This window comes from Paracoccus zhouxuedongae (assembly GCF_041927815.1).
Classification (GTDB): domain Bacteria; phylum Pseudomonadota; class Alphaproteobacteria; order Rhodobacterales; family Rhodobacteraceae; genus Paracoccus.
In genome coordinates this window covers 288,287-302,884 of sequence record NZ_JBHFHM010000002.1, presented here as the reverse complement: position 1 = coordinate 302,884, position 14,598 = coordinate 288,287, and the positions used below count along the sequence as shown (strand labels likewise).

Here is a 14,598-nt window from a genome sequence, read left to right as displayed (position 1 = left end):
GATGTTCATCCAGACCGAATCCACGCCGAACCCCGCCACGCTGAAGTTCCTGCCCGGCCAGACCGTTCTGGCCCAAGGCACAGCCGATTTCCCCGAAGCCGCGGCGGCGGCGACCTCGCCCCTGGCCCGGCGTGTGTTCGCGGTCGATGGTGTGACCGGCGTGTTCCTCGGGTCCGACTTCCTGACCGTGACCAAGGCCAGCGGCGTCGAATGGGATCACGTCAAGCCCGCGATCCTGGGCGCGATCATGGAGCATTACCAATCCGGCGCCCCGGCGATCGAGGGCAATGGCAGCGATGATGGCCATGTCGCCACCGACGGTCCCGATGCCGAGGTGATCGAACAGATCAAGGAACTGCTGGACACCCGCGTGCGCCCCGCCGTGGCCCAGGACGGTGGCGACATCACCTTCCACGGCTTTGATCGCGGCGTCGTCTATCTGCACATGAAGGGCGCCTGCGCAGGCTGCCCGTCCTCGACCCTGACGCTGAAAATGGGGATCGAGAACCTGCTGCGCCACTACATCCCCGAAGTGACCGAGGTGCGCCCCGTTGCGGTCTGACCCCACGGTCCTTGCCTTTGACACATCGGCCGCGCATTGCGCGGCCGCTTTGCTGCGCGGCGGGGCCATCGTCGCCTCTGTGGTCGAGGCGATGGACAAGGGCCAGGCCGAACGGCTGATGCCCTTGCTGCAATCGCTGCTCGCGGGCGCGGGGATCGGCTGGGGCGATCTGGACGGCATCGGCGTGGGCGTTGGCCCCGGAAATTTCACCGGCGTGCGCATCAGCGTGGCCGCCGCGCGCGGCATCGCGCTGGCCGCCGGCATCCCCGCCGTCGGTGTCACCACGCTTGAGGCCGCGGCGCTGGACGCCCCCCGCCCGGTCACGGTGGCGCTGGATGCACGGCGCGGCGCGGTCTATGCGCAGGGCTTTGACCCCGACAGCCCGCCTGCGCTGCTCGACGTCGCACCCGCAGGCCCGCTGATCGGCGACATCCCCGGCGCGACACCCCCCGCCCATCCCATTGCCGAGGCCATCGCCCGCATCGCCGCGACGCGCCTGGACACGCCCCAGCCGCGCCCCGCGCCGCTGTATCTGCGCCCCGCCGATGCCGCCCCGCCGCGCGATCCGGCACCGGTGATCCTGCCATGAACCTGCACGATCTGGCGGCCATCCACGCCGCCAGCTTTACCCGACCCGCGCCGTGGTCGGCGGATCAGATCGGCGCGACCCTTGCCGCGCCCGGCGCGTTTCTGCTGGTCGAGGCGCAGGGCTTTCTGATTGGCCGGGTCATCGCGGATGAGGCCGAATTGCTGACCCTGGCCGTCGCGCCCCCGGCCCGGCGCGCGGGCATCGGCGCGCGGCTGGTCGCGCGGTTCCTGACCGCCAGCGCCGACAAGGGCGCGGCCACCGCCTTTCTGGAGGTCGCGGCCGACAACCCCGCCGCTATCGCGCTTTACCTTGCGGCAGGTTTCGTGGACGCCGGGCAGCGGCGCGGCTATTACCGTGACCCTGCGGGCGGCCCTGCAACCGATGCGCGCATCCTGACCCGGACGCTGCGTCCGGCCGATTAGGCACGCCCGAACCCCCGCCTTTTGGCGCAGATTCCTGTTGACCCTTCCTGGCCTTCCTGTCCCTAATCCTTGCCACAACAGGGTGGGCTGGCGTTGACTCGCCGCCCGGTAAAAGGTCAGGAGAACCACATGACCCAGATGAAACGCTTTTTCGCCGCGGCCACGGCGCTGGCGATGACCGCAGGCGCAGCGCTGGCCGATCCGGCGCTGATCTATGACCTTGGCGGCAAGTTCGACAAATCCTTCAACGAGGCCGCCTTCCACGGTGCCGAGGCCTGGAAGGCCGAGACCGGCGGTTCCTATAAGGAACTGGAAATGCAATCCGAGGCGCAGCGCGAACAGGCCTTGCGCCGCCTGGCTGAAAGCGGTGCCAACCCGATCGTCATGACCGGCTTTGCCTTTGGCGACGTGCTGGCCAAGGTCGCGCCCGACTACAAGGACACCAAGTTCGTCATCATCGACATGGTGGTGGAACAGCCCAACATCCGCAGCGTCGTCTTTACCGAGGAACAGGGCAGCTATCTGGCCGGGATCATGGCCGCGATGGCCAGCAAGACCGGCACCGTCGGCTTTGTCGGCGGCATGGACATCCCGCTGATCCGCAAGTTCGCCTGCGGCTATGTGCAGGGCGTCAAGGCGCAGAACCCCGATGCGAAGGTCATCCAGAACATGACCGGCACCACGCCGACCGCCTGGAACGATCCGGTCAAGGGCGCGGAACTGGCCAAGGCGCAGAAATCGCAGGGCGCCGATGTGATCTATGCCGCCGCCGGTGGCACCGGGATCGGCGTGCTGCAAGCCGCCGCAGATGAGGGCATCCTGTCGATCGGCGTCGACAGCAACCAGAACCACCTGCACCCCGGCAAGGTGCTGACCTCGGTCGTCAAGGGCGTCGATGCGGCCGTGATCGAGGCCTTCAAGGGCGGTGCCGATCTGGAAACCGGCGTGCATGTGATGGACCTGTCGCATGGCGGCGTCTCGGTGGCGATGGATGACAACAATGCAGCCCTGGTCACGCCCGAGATGAAAGCCGCGGTCGAGGCCGCCAGCGCCAAGATCGCCTCGGGCGAGATCAAGGTTCACGACTATCAGTCGGATGACACCTGCCCGGTGCAGTGATGGCCACGACCCAGACCAGCCACGGATCGGAGCGGCGCGAAAGCGCCGCTCCGGCCATTGAACTGATCGGCATTTCCAAGGCCTTCGGCACGGTGCAGGCCAACAAGGACATCTCGATCCGGGTCATGCCCGGCACGATCCATGGCATCATCGGCGAAAATGGCGCGGGCAAGTCCACGCTGATGTCGATCCTGTATGGCTTTTACCGCGCCGACAGCGGCGAGATCCGCATCAACGGCAGCCCGGTGCAGATCCCCGACAGCCAGGCCGCGATCCGCGCCGGCATCGGCATGGTGTTCCAGCATTTCAAGCTGGTGCCAAACTTCACCGTGCTGGAAAACATCATCCTCGGGGCCGAGGATGGCGCGCTCTTGCGCCCCTCATTGGGCAAGGCGCGGCGGGTGCTGCGCGATCTGGCGCGCGAATACGGGCTGGATGTCGATCCCGATGCCGTGGTCGAGGATCTGTCGGTCGGACATCAGCAACGGGTCGAGATCCTGAAGGCGCTGTATCGCCAGGCCGACATCCTGATCCTGGACGAACCCACCGGCGTCTTGACCCCGGCCGAGGCGGACCACCTGTTCCGCATCCTGAAAGGCCTGCGCGAACAGGGCAAGACGATCATCATCATCACCCACAAGCTGCGCGAGATCATGGAGATCACCGATACCGTCTCGGTGATGCGGCGCGGCCAGATGACCGCCACCGTCAAGACCGCCGAGACCAGCCCCGAGCAACTGGCCGAGCTGATGGTGGGCCGCAAGGTGCTGCTTGAGGTGGCGAAAGCCCCGGCGCGCGTCGGCGATGTCGTGCTGGAGGTCAAGGGCCTGCGCGTCGTCGATGAAAACAAGGTCGAACGGCTTCGTGGCATCGACCTGACGCTGCGCGCGGGCGAAATCCTGGGCATCGCCGGGGTCGCGGGCAACGGCCAGTCGGAACTGCTGCGGGTGCTCGGCGGGTTTCAGGACGCCACCGGCCAGGTGCGGCTGAACGGCGTCGATCTGCCCTTGTCGGGGCCGCAGTCGAACGGCCAGAGCCGCCGCGCCGCGGGCATCGCCCATGTCCCCGAAGATCGCCACGCGCTTGGCCTGATCCTTGATTTCGCGGCGTGGGAGGACAGCATCTTCGGCTATCACCACAACCCGCGCTTTCAGCGTGGCCCGCTGATGGACAATGCCGCAATCATGGCCGATTGCGAGGGCAAGATGGCGCGGTTCGACGTGCGCCCGCCGATCCCCGGCCTTGCCGCCAAGAACTTTTCCGGCGGCAACCAGCAAAAGATCGTGCTGGCGCGGGAAATCGAACAGAACCCCTCGCTGCTGCTGATCGGCCAGCCGACGCGCGGCGTGGACATCGGCGCGATCGAGTTCATCCACAAGCGCATCGTGGAATTGCGCGACGCCGGATCGGCGGTGCTGCTGGTCAGCGTCGAACTGGACGAGATCATGTCGCTGTCCGACCGGATCGCGGTGATGTTCGACGGCCGCATCATGGGCGAACGCCGCCCCGAGGAAACCGACGAACGCGAACTGGGCCTTTTGATGGCCGGCATCAACAACGAGACCGCGGCATGACCCCCCTTCCCCGCTGGGCCGATCTGGTCCTTGTGCCGCTGATCTCGCTGGCCCTGGCCGCGCTGATTTCGGCGCTGGTGATCCTGGCGATCGGCCAAAGCCCGCTTGAGGCGCTCAAGACCATGGTCGAGGGCGCGCTCGGCTCGCCCTATGCCTGGGGCTATACGCTCTATTACGCCACCAGCTTCATGTTCACCGGTCTGGCCGTGACCATCGCCTTTCACGCCAGCCTGTTCAACATCGGCGGCGAGGGGCAGGCCCAGCTTGGCGGCCTCGGCGTCGCGCTGGCGGTGCTGTTCATCCCTTGGCCGCATTGGTCGGTGGCGCTGATCGCGGCCAGCATTTCGGCGGCGGCCTTTGGCGCGGCCTGGGCGGCGATCCCTGCCGCACTGCAAGCCAAGCGCGGCAGCCATGTCGTGATCACCACGATCATGTTCAACTATCTGGCGGCGGCGCTGATGTCGCATCTGTTGTCCTACACCCTGCGCCCCGCGGGCCAGGCCGACCCGGCGACGGCCGGTTTTCCGCCCGTCGTGCATCTGCCCACGCTGAATGAAATCCCCGGCGTGCGGCTGATCTTCGACAGCCGGGTGCCTGCCAATGTGTCGCTGTTCATTGCGCTTGCCGCCTGTTGGCTGGTCTGGGTGCTGCTGTGGCGCACCCGGCTGGGCTATGAAATCCGCGCCTTCGGCAAATCCGAGGCCGCCGCGCGTTACGCCGGGATCAACGCCACCCGCGTCACCATGCTGGCGATGCTGATTTCCGGCGCCCTGGCCGGGATGATGGCGATCAACACCGTCATGGGCGGGTCGGAAAAGCTGCTGTTGAACAGCGCCGAGGGCGCGGGCTTCATCGGCATCGCGGTGGCGCTGATGGGGCGCAACCACCCGTTCGGCGTCGTGCTGGCGGCGGTGCTGTTCGGCTTTCTGTATCAGGGCGGGGCGGAGCTGGGCCTGTGGACCTCGATCCCGATCGAGCTGCGCATCGTCGTGCAAGGGCTGGTGATCCTGTTCACCGGGGCGCTGGATTACATGGTGCGGATGATGCTGGCGCCGCTGTTTGCGGGCCGCCGGGCGCGGGGGGCGGCGTGATGGATTACGATACCTTCCTGCAAATCCTCGCCTCGACCCTGCGGCTTTATACGCCGCTGCTGCTGGCCTGCCTGGCCGGGCTTTACTCCGAACGATCCGGCATTTTCGACATCGGGCTTGAGGGCAAGATGCTGGCCGCTGCCTGTGCGGCGGGGGCTGTCGCCTTTCTGACCGGCAATGTCTGGGCGGGGGTAGGCGCGGCGATCCTGGCCTCGCTGGTGCTGGCGGTGATCCATGGCATCGCCTCGATCACCTTTCGCGGCAATCAGTTGATTTCCGGGGTGGCGCTGAACTTCATCGCATCGGGGATCACGGTTCTGGTGGCGCAATCGCTGTTCCAGCAGGGCGGGCGGACGCCGCCGCTCAGCGGCGGGGCGCGGTTCAACGCGATCACCCTGCCCTTTGTCGATCAGATCGGCGCGATCCCGGTGATCGGCCCGTTCTATGCGCAGGTGCTGTCGGGCCACACGGCGCTGGTCTATATCGCGCCGCTCTTGGTGCCTTTGTCCTGGTGGGTGCTCTATCGCACGCGCTTTGGCCTGCGGCTGCGGGCGGTGGGCGAAAACCCTGCCTCGGTCGATACTGCCGGGGTGTCTGTGGTGCGGCTGCGCTTTGCGGCGGTCGCCATCACCGGCATCCTGTGCGGCCTGGCCGGGGCCTATATGTCGACCGGCCTGCAAGCGGGCTTTGGGCGCGAGATGACGGCGGGGCGCGGCTATATCGCGCTGGCGGCGCTGATCTTTGCCAAGTGGCGCCCCTGGTCGGCGCTGTGGGCGACGCTGCTGTTCGGCTTTTTGCAGGCGCTCGCGCTGCGCGGCGACGTGCTGGAAAACATGCTCGGGATGGCGGTGCCGGTGGCGCTGCTGGATGCGATGCCCTATGCGCTGACGGTGCTGGTGCTGGCGGGCTTCGTCGGCAAGGCGATCCCTCCGCGCGCCGGGGGTGAGCCTTATGTCAAGGAACGCTAGGGGGCTGCGGCCGAGGCCGGCCCCCGGAAAGGTGCAAAGATGACCGATGTGACCCGCCTGGCAAGCCTGATCCACGACCGTGCCGGCACAACGCCCCCCGATTTCGGCCTGATCCTGGGGTCGGGTCTGGCTGGCCTTGCCGATGAGGTCGAGGGCGTCTCGATCCCCTATGCCGATCTGCCGGGCTTTCCGCAGGCCGGGGTGTCGGGTCACAGCCCGCGACTGGTGATCGGCCAGTTGGCGGGCCGCCGGGTCGCGGTGTTCGGCGGGCGGGCGCATTACTATGAACATGGCCGCGCCGATGTGATGCGGCTGCCGCTGGCGGTGCTGAAGGCACTGGGCTGCGAAAGGCTGATCCTGACCAATGCGGCGGGCAGCCTGCGCAGCGACCTGCCGCCGGGCGGGCTGATGCTGCTGTCGGACCATATCGCCTTCACCGGCATGAACCCGCTGATCGGCGAGGTCAGCGACGCGCGTTTCGTGCCGATGACCGATGCGCATGACCCGGCCCTGCGCGCCGCGCTGCGCGATGCCGCCCAGGCCGAGGGCGTCACCCTGCCCGAGGGTGTCTATGGCTGGTTTTCCGGCCCGAGCTTCGAGACCCCGGCCGAGATCCGCGCCGCACGCGTGCTGGGTATGGATGCCGTCGGCATGTCGACCGTGCCCGAGGTGATCCTGGCGCGGTTCCTGGGCCTGCGCGTCGCCGCCGTGTCGGTGATCACCAATATGGGTGCGGGCCTGTCGGATGAGGCGATCAGCCACGACCACACCAAGGCGATGGCACCGCTGGGGGCGGAAAAGCTGGCGCGGGTGTTGCGGCGGATGCTGGCGGACAGCGTCTGATGGCGCGTGAAGCGGGGGTGCTGCCCCCGCACCCCCGGGATACTTCCGCCAAGAAGAACGAGGATCAGCCGGCGCGGCGGCGCGCCTGACCGCGCCAGAAGCGTGCCATCAGCAGCACGCTGGCCGCTGCAAGGCCGATGACCAGGCCCAGCCACAGCCCCTCCGGCCCCATGTTCAGGGTAAAGGCCAGCAGATAGCCCGCGGGGATACCAATCAGCCAATAGCTGATCCCCGCCAGCCACATCGGCACGCGCGTGTCCTGCACGCCGCGCAACAGGCCAAGCGCCTGACACTGCATGGCGTCGAACAGTTGAAACAGCGCCGACATGAACAGCAGTAGGCTGCCGATGGCGATGATGCGCGCGGCGGCCGGATCGGCGCGGTCAAGGAACAGGCCGACGATCTGGCCGGGGACGGTCAGAAAAACCGCCGCCGTGGCGACGACCATCGCCAGCGACAGCGCGATCGCCGCCCAGGCGGCGCGATCCATGCGGTCGATGTCGCCCGCGCCGAAGGCCCGGCCGACGCGCACCGTCGCGGCATTCGACAGGCCGACATGGACCATGAAGGTCAGGCTGGTGATCTGCAGAGCGATGCCATGGGCCGCCAACTCGACCGTGCCGATCCAGCCCATCATCAGCGCCGAGGCCTGGAACAGCCCGCTTTCCGACAGTCCGGTCAGGCCGATGGGCCAGCCCAGGCGGAACACTTCGGCCAAGGCGGCGCGGTCGGGTTTCCACAGGCGGTGGAACAGCCGTACCCGGCGCGATTCCGCCCGGCGCGCGGCATAGACGACTTGAAGCGCCAGCATCACGAATTGGGTGGTGACGCTGGCGATGGCCGCGCCCTGGACGCCCAATTCGGGGAACCCGCCATGGCCGAAGATCAACAGCCAGTTCAGCGCGGCGTTGACGACCAGACCGATCAGCGTGACGACCAACAGGATTGCGGTCCGCTCGATCGCGGCCAGGTAGCTGCGCAGCACCATCGAGACTTGCGCCGCGAACATGCCGATGGCCATGATCCGCAGGTAATCCTGTGCCAGGCCCGCCACCTGGGGCGACTGGCCAAGGGCGCGCAGGATCGGCGCCGAGGCCCAGAAAACCGGCAGGGCAAGCGCCGCGAAGATCACCGACAGCCAGATCGCCATGCGGGTGGCGCGGCGCAACTGGTCGTCGTCGCCGCGCGCCCGCGCCGCCGCAACGACGCCCATCACCGCCGTGCCGAAGCCGCCGCCCAGGATGAAGATGGTGAAGAAGGTCGACGAGCCGAGGGTGACGGCGGCAAGCTCGGGCACGCCATACCAGCCCATCATCACCGTGTCCGTGACGCCCAGCAGCATCGAGGCGATCAGCGACAGGATCAGCGGCAGGCCCAGCTGGACCGTGGTGCGAAGCTCGGCCAGGAAGGGTTTAGGCAAAGGGTGAGGAGAAGCGCGCATCATGTGCCAGCCTTAGCCTTGCCGGGTCGCGGCGGCAAGCGGCGCGCGGCAACGGATGCGCGAGCCGGGCGAAGCAAAGGCTGCCATGTGGACATGGCTGCGGTGACGGCGCTTGGGGAACGAGAAGCTGCCTTGAGAAGCGCGGGGTGCGGGTCCGACAACATGTTGGCCGCGCATGCAGAGTGATCCTCGCGAGAGGGGCTGAGCGCGGCGTCTGCGCGGAAAGGACGACATGCGTATCTTGCACGGATTGATGAAACTTGCTGGGCGTATCGTCGAGCTTGGCTCGACTGGTCACCAGAGGGCCGGGACGAGATCGTCAAGCATCGCCAGGTCGCGCAAATCGGCGGGAGCTTGCCGCAGTCCGGCTGCGTTGCAGAACTTTGTCCTGGCAAACCGGCAAGGCTGATGTCGGGGGGCGGGTTTATGAGTGGCTGGCGACGATGGGTTGACTGCAAAGCCACATCCAATGGCGGTCCGCATGCGGCGCGCGGATCAATGCGGCTACGTCTTAAGGGGCGACTGCCGCGCGCACAGGGCACAGAGGTGCCGACGAGCGGGTCATCGATCTTGTGCACGGCGCCCGTGCGGCGGGCAGCAGGTTTGACGTCGGTCATCGCCGCGAAAAACCCGGTGCCGGTGAGCGCGGGGATGACGCGCACGCGTGAGAGGGCGCTGAGTGAATGCGACGCCTGACCCGCATCGACCTATGTGGCTCTCGAGCACTCGGGCAAGAGCGGCACAGGCAAACAGTCGGGGGCGATGTAGCGGCGAGCCCGTGCGGTGTGAGGGAACCCGACGAGGTTGGCAGCCGCTCCTGCGACAAGCGCCTGCGGTTCGCGCAGGGTCCGGTGTGCTCTCCGGCCTCGGCCTGTTTCTGATGACGCCTGCCTTCCGCGCGCGCGGGGCGCGGGGGCAGAGGGGGCGAGAATGATTGACGATCTGAAGCTGCCTTCCGCGCGCGCGGGGCGCGGGGGTCAGCCTCGGGGCTATCCGCCAGCCGGTCAGCCTGCCTTCCGCGCGCGCGGGGCGCGGGGGAAGGGCGGGCGTGGGGTTGGGGGCCATGGGGCCTGCCTTCCGCGCGCGCGGGGCGCGGGGGGGCGATCTGCTGGATCGGGTGGGCCTGTCCCCTGCCTTCCGCGCGCGCGGGGCGCGGGGGGACCGCGGCGGCGGACATCAGCGCAGCCCTCATGGCGCGCGCGGGGTGAGAGTTCGGTCGTTTCCCACATGACCAGCGCCCGCTCGGTGGCGCCCACGTGCGCTGGGCTATCTAATACGCCGCCAAAACAACCGCAGCTCATCCGTCGGTGGCTCTCACGCGCGCGGGGCTATCTATAAGGTCGTTGGTTACGAACTGTGGCGGATCGCCTACGCGGGTCTCTCGCGCGCAGTTGAGCGTTGCATAGGCAAACGACCGGGGGCGGTGTAGCGGCGAGCCGGTGCGGGACGACAGGGGCCACGACGATGCCGCCGGTACTGCCTGCCACGGGTCACGCACGCACGGGGTGACAGGCCGGGTTGGGTCCAAGCTTTTCCTTCTCGGGCGGCGCCCGCATGCGCTTGGGGTGACATTCCTTAGCCGCGGGCGGCTGCCCTATCCTCGCCAGGCACCCGCCGGCGCGTGAGCTCACATCGCCTCGAGCCCATCGCCCTCGTCGAGGTTAAGGACGTCGCCACGCGCGCGCGTGAGTTCACGTCCTCACAATGTACTGCGATTCAACGGGCGCGCGGTGCCAGGGCGCGCGCGGGGATGAGAATCGTCACCGCGCTTCTGCGGGAACGGGCATCGCAGCGGCCGTTCGTCGGCGGAGTGATAGGGGCACTGCAACGCCTGTGCCGTCGCGGCCGGGCTGCGTCCGTAAGCGCGCGCGGTGACAGATGTAGCTCTCGTTTGCCGGCGCGCGCGAGCAGCGACCGTGCGCGCGGCGAGATAGCTGCGGGTGCCTTCGCGTGGTCTGCCAGCATCGCGGCCCCCGCGCGCGGCGTGACGCAGCAGACCAGCATCCTGCGGGCGCGCCACCGCGCGACATACGTGGGCAGGTGGGCAACACGCGGCCTTGGTGGGTCTCCGTGTCCGGAACAGGGCTATCCAGCCGCGCGTTCAGTGGCAGACGCTAGCATCTCGGGCCGCCTTCTGACGCCATGCTGGCGCGAATCGTCACCCCGAAGCTGCGGTCGTATGGGTCGGGCGCATAGAGGCCGGCCGCGCAAGCATGACCTGACCGTGAAAAGCTTGACCCCATGCGGTTTGCCAGATCGGAAGGCCCTGGCCCCGCAGCGACCTGCCGAGCAGCTGAGGACTGCCCGGCACCGCACACAGGGCTGCCCGCACGGCTTGCATGATCGCCCAGGGTCAGAACAGCTCCAACCCTGAGTCCGCGTCGTCCCTTGCGACCGGCAACGGCAGATCAACCGTGGCGGCCGTTTCGCGAAGCAGCTTTTGGCGTGCGCGGCCGGTGTCGGGCCAGAACTCGACGCGCCGCGCGTGGGTGCCGCCAAGGCTCTGGCTGAGGCAGGATATCCCCTCGGCCGTCAGGAAGCGCAGGATGAACTCGGCATTCTTCGCGCCGACATCGGATAAGCCCTGCACCATCCGCGCGCCACCGAACACCTTCGCGGTCAGCCGCGATTTGCTCGCGCCGTGCTTGATCAGGTCATTGATCAACAGTTCCATCGCGTTGACGCCATAGCTGGCCGCTGCGCCGCCGCGATTGGTCCCATCGGGCAGCAGAAAGTGGTTCATACCGCCGACCTGGGCGACCGGATCGTGAAGGCAGGCCGCAACGCACGACCCCAGCACGGTTGAAATCAACCCGAAGCCCGCGCCGCCGCTGGCATATTCGCCCTGCGTGATCGACCGGCTTGTCGAAGCGGGGCCTTGCCCAGCTCCAATCGGCGCGGTCGTCGTTGCGCACTGCGTCATCGGTTGGCGTTGTCCGCCGGCGGGGGTGGATTGGTCACTTGAGTTGCTGCGCATCCCGGCGCGCGAATACGCAGAATAGCGCGTCGCAGACTGGTGTCCTTGCATCCGGTTTTCAGACATGACGCGACCGATCGTCAGCGACGTTCGCCCCCGGCGGGAAACGTCGAGGCTGCGCCGCGATTGCGGCCTCGGGGGCGGCTGCCCCCTTTCCCGCTGCTTCAAGGATACGGGCGGCGATGCCACGAAGCGGCACGACCTGCTCGGCACCTCCGTTCTCGACCGCCGCGCGCGGCATTCCATAGACGACACAGCTGGCCTCATCCTGGGCAAGGCAACGCGCCCCCGCCTGCCGCAGGCTGAGCATCTCATCTGCACCGTCGCGCCCCATCCCCGTCAGCAGCGCTGCGACCACGCGGCTGGCCATGGGCACAGCGGATGCGAACAGCACATCGACCGATGGCCGGTGGCCAGAGCGTTTATCCGACTGCACCAAGCGGCAGCTTGGCGCGCTGCCGGGCAATACCGCCAGATGCGTCTCGCCGCCGGGGGCCAGGTACACACGGCCTTGTTCCAGCCGCGCGCCATCGGTCGCGAGGCTAAGATGCGGGGCGATGCGTTGGTCAAGCCGGGCCGCAAAGCTGGACAGGAACCCCGCCGGCATGTGCTGGGTAATCAGCGTGGGCGGACAGTCGGCGGGAAAGCCCGACAACACCGTCTCGAGCGCATCGACGCCGCCCGTTGACGACCCGATCAGCACGACCCGCCCGTTCCAGCGGAAGTTGCTTGGCGGGGGCGGGTTGTCCGGGCGCGGACCTGCCTGCCGCAGACGGGCCTGGGCGGCCATGCACAAGAGATCGGGAAGCTGCGCGAAACTTTCGGCAGAATGTGCGTTGATCGGCTTGCCGATGCAATCCACCGCGCCCAGCGACAGCGCCTCGAGCGCGGCGTGGGATCCGCGGTGGGTCTCGCTTGAGACCATGATAACCGGGGTGGGGCGCAGGCGCATCAGGCGTTCAAGAAAATCAAGCCCGCTCATCCCCGGCATCTCGACATCCAGGGTGATGACGTCGGGATTAAGCAACTTGATCTTTTCGCGCGCGTCGAAGGCGTCAGCGGCCTCGCCGACGACGACCAGCCGCGGGTCGCCGGCCAGGCGCAGGCGGATCAGCTGACGGATGGTGATGCTGTCATCGACGACCAGAACACGAACCGGTTGTTGAGGCATTTGCACACTCGATCAAAGGTCACAGGAAGGGTGTGGCGGCAGTTGCGGTTGAGACAAGCGGGGGGGATCAGAATTCTTCCCAATCGTCCTCGACAGCGGCGCGTTTGGGTGCAGCGGCACGGCTGGATGCAGCGGCGCGCACGGGTGGCGCGGCTGGCGCCGGGCGCGACGCGGGCTGCGGCGTGGCGGGGCGCGGAGGGGCGGCGGCACGGGCCTGAGGCGCAGCTTGGCGGGTGGCAGCCACGGCGGGCGACGGCGCGGGACGAACGGGCGACGGCGGTGCCGGACTGCGTGACGGCGCGGCTGGTGCGGGCCGGGGTTCGGCGGCGCGCATGTTTTTCGCGGGTGCGTTATTCATGGCAGGCGACAGGCGCAAAGGGTCACCCGTGCGGACGCGCTGCACCGGCTCGATCAGGCGCGCCAGGTCGGCCCCGGCGGACGCGACGGCCGCGAGCGCCGATTGCGCACCACCCGCCAGATCGCGGGCACCGCGTTCCAGCGTGCCCAGGTCGGCGGACATGTCCGCCACGTCGCCCGCCTGCTGCCGCGTCGCGGCTGCCATGGCACTGATCCGGCCGGAAATGTCACCCAGCGACTGCGCCACCGCCTCAAGCGCGGTGCCCGCCTGACCGACCAGGTTGACGCCGCGATTGACATGCGCGGCGGAATCCCCGATCAGCCCGCCGATTTCGCGCGCCGCATCCGACGATCGTTGCGCCAGCGCCCGCACCTCGGAGGCGACGACCGCAAAGCCGCGCCCGGCCTCGCCCGCGCGGGCGGCCTCGACCCCGGCGTTCAGGGCCAGCAGGTTGGTCTGGAAGGCGATATCCTCGATCACCGACACGATGCGCGAGATCCGGGTAGAAGAGTCGGAGATCTGCCCCATCACGGCGACAGCATCGCGCACGACATTCTCGGACCCTTGGGCGCGTTGCACAGCGTCAGAGGCGACGCGATCGGCATCGGCGGCACCATCGGCCACCGCCTGAACCGATCCGGCCAGTTGCTTTGCCGCACCTTGCGCATGGGCCAGAACCGCGCCCTGCTGATCGGAACGCTCGGCCAGAACCTGCGCGACACCGGCGACCTGATCCAGATCACCGCGCAGCGACTGGGCTGCCATTGACACCTGCCGCAGCGGGTCGCGCAGCCGGTCGACGGCCTGCGAAAAGCGGTCGGCAAGCGCCTGGCGTTCGCGGGTGCGGCCCCGACTGATCGAAGCGGTCAGGTCACCCTGCACCAGACGCGACAGGGCGGCGTCAACCTCAGACAGGTCGGCGGAAAGGTCGTCGGCGCGCGCCTGAAGCGCGGCGACCAGGGCAGGATCAGTGGCGGGCGGCGCGTCGATGATCGGGGCCACAACCGCCAGCGGTTGCGCTGCCGCCAGCCCAGCGGGCGCGCGGCATCCGGCGATACGGGCCGGGCGGCCATCCGGCAGGCGGCAATCGACGGGCTGGCCTGCTGCCAGATCATCCGGGCGGACCGGGCCGCGATCGCTGGCCACGACCAGGTCGCGCCCATCGGCATCCTGCCATCCCTGCGCCTCAACCCATCGCAGCACCTGCGCGTCACGAAGGCCGCTTTGCATCCAGCGGGCAATCGCCGCCAGGGGAAGCGGGGCGGCGTCTTCGGCCGGCACGCCAGCGCCCAGCGTCGCGGGCGGGTGGGACGCCGGGGTCGGCGGCGCGGCAGGCGGCGGGGCAACCGGCGCAGAGGGACGAAGGGCGGACCACAAACGGCGCAACAGGGTCATGCAAAGGCTCCTACGGGGTGCCGGACGAATCCGGCCTTGCAGGGGACCATGGCGCGAAGGTCTGAAGATTCGCTTAAGGCGCGACGGA

12 protein-coding genes and 1 CRISPR repeat array are annotated in these 14,598 nt (G+C 68.3%); of the genes, 8 read left to right on the top strand and 4 right to left on the bottom strand.

Translation table 11 applies throughout. The annotated features are described in order from the left end of the window. Position 1: 1 nt before the first annotated feature. From ACEYYA_RS04410 to ACEYYA_RS04375, 8 genes are all read left to right on the top strand, one after another. Positions 2 to 562 (top strand): NifU family protein, encoded by a 561-nt coding sequence (locus ACEYYA_RS04410; RefSeq protein ID WP_374797968.1) that lies wholly within the window; start codon positions 2 to 4, stop codon positions 560 to 562. Continuing rightward, positions 552 to 1,151 (top strand): tRNA (adenosine(37)-N6)-threonylcarbamoyltransferase complex dimerization subunit type 1 TsaB, encoded by a 600-nt coding sequence (gene tsaB / locus ACEYYA_RS04405; protein WP_374797966.1) that lies wholly within the window; start codon positions 552 to 554, stop codon positions 1,149 to 1,151. The genes ACEYYA_RS04410 and tsaB overlap by 11 nt, the downstream gene beginning before the upstream one ends. Then, positions 1,148 to 1,573 carry a GNAT family N-acetyltransferase gene (locus ACEYYA_RS04400; protein WP_374797964.1) on the top strand — a complete coding sequence of 142 codons (426 nt, stop codon included), beginning with the start codon at positions 1,148 to 1,150 and terminating at the stop codon, positions 1,571 to 1,573. Before tsaB ends, ACEYYA_RS04400 begins: the two co-directional genes overlap by 4 nt. Before the next feature lie 129 nt (positions 1,574 to 1,702). Then, entirely contained in the window at positions 1,703 to 2,692 is a 990-nt protein-coding gene (locus ACEYYA_RS04395; RefSeq protein WP_374797962.1) for a BMP family lipoprotein, read from the top strand. Then, positions 2,692 to 4,266 carry an ABC transporter ATP-binding protein gene (locus ACEYYA_RS04390; RefSeq protein ID WP_374797960.1) on the top strand — a complete coding sequence of 525 codons (1,575 nt, stop codon included), beginning with the start codon at positions 2,692 to 2,694 and terminating at the stop codon, positions 4,264 to 4,266. The genes ACEYYA_RS04395 and ACEYYA_RS04390 overlap by 1 nt, the downstream gene beginning before the upstream one ends. Next, positions 4,263 to 5,357, top strand: coding sequence for an ABC transporter permease (locus ACEYYA_RS04385; RefSeq protein ID WP_374797958.1), 1,095 nt, complete (start codon positions 4,263 to 4,265; stop codon positions 5,355 to 5,357). Before ACEYYA_RS04390 ends, ACEYYA_RS04385 begins: the two co-directional genes overlap by 4 nt. Then, positions 5,357 to 6,325, top strand: a complete 969-nt coding sequence (locus tag ACEYYA_RS04380; RefSeq protein ID WP_374797956.1) for an ABC transporter permease — start codon at positions 5,357 to 5,359, stop codon at positions 6,323 to 6,325. The genes ACEYYA_RS04385 and ACEYYA_RS04380 overlap by 1 nt, the downstream gene beginning before the upstream one ends. Positions 6,326 to 6,364: 39 nt before the next feature. Next, positions 6,365 to 7,168 (top strand): purine-nucleoside phosphorylase, encoded by an 804-nt coding sequence (locus tag ACEYYA_RS04375; protein ID WP_374797954.1) that lies wholly within the window; start codon positions 6,365 to 6,367, stop codon positions 7,166 to 7,168. A 64-nt stretch (positions 7,169 to 7,232) separates the two neighbouring features. Here ACEYYA_RS04375 and ACEYYA_RS04370 read toward each other — a convergent pair whose 3' ends face one another. The 4 genes from ACEYYA_RS04370 to ACEYYA_RS04355 form a co-directional block, all read right to left on the bottom strand. After that, on the bottom strand, positions 7,233 to 8,612 hold the full coding sequence (locus tag ACEYYA_RS04370) for an MATE family efflux transporter (protein ID WP_374797952.1): 1,380 nt from the start codon (positions 8,610 to 8,612) through the stop codon (positions 7,233 to 7,235). Between the two features lie 884 nt (positions 8,613 to 9,496). Beyond that, a CRISPR array of direct repeats spans positions 9,497 to 9,768; the repeat unit is 29 nt; unit sequence CTGCCTTCCGCGCGCGCGGGGCGCGGGGG. A gap of 1,194 nt (positions 9,769 to 10,962) precedes the next feature. Further along, positions 10,963 to 11,652, bottom strand: a complete 690-nt coding sequence (locus tag ACEYYA_RS04365) for a chemotaxis protein CheD (RefSeq protein WP_374797950.1) — start codon at positions 11,650 to 11,652, stop codon at positions 10,963 to 10,965. Next, on the bottom strand, positions 11,645 to 12,757 hold the full coding sequence (locus ACEYYA_RS04360; protein ID WP_374797948.1) for a protein-glutamate methylesterase/protein-glutamine glutaminase: 1,113 nt from the start codon (positions 12,755 to 12,757) through the stop codon (positions 11,645 to 11,647). Before ACEYYA_RS04360 ends, ACEYYA_RS04365 begins: the two co-directional genes overlap by 8 nt. A gap of 67 nt (positions 12,758 to 12,824) precedes the next feature. Continuing rightward, positions 12,825 to 14,345 carry a methyl-accepting chemotaxis protein gene (locus ACEYYA_RS04355; protein ID WP_374797946.1) on the bottom strand — a complete coding sequence of 507 codons (1,521 nt, stop codon included), beginning with the start codon at positions 14,343 to 14,345 and terminating at the stop codon, positions 12,825 to 12,827. Between the last annotated feature and the right edge of the window lie 253 nt (positions 14,346 to 14,598).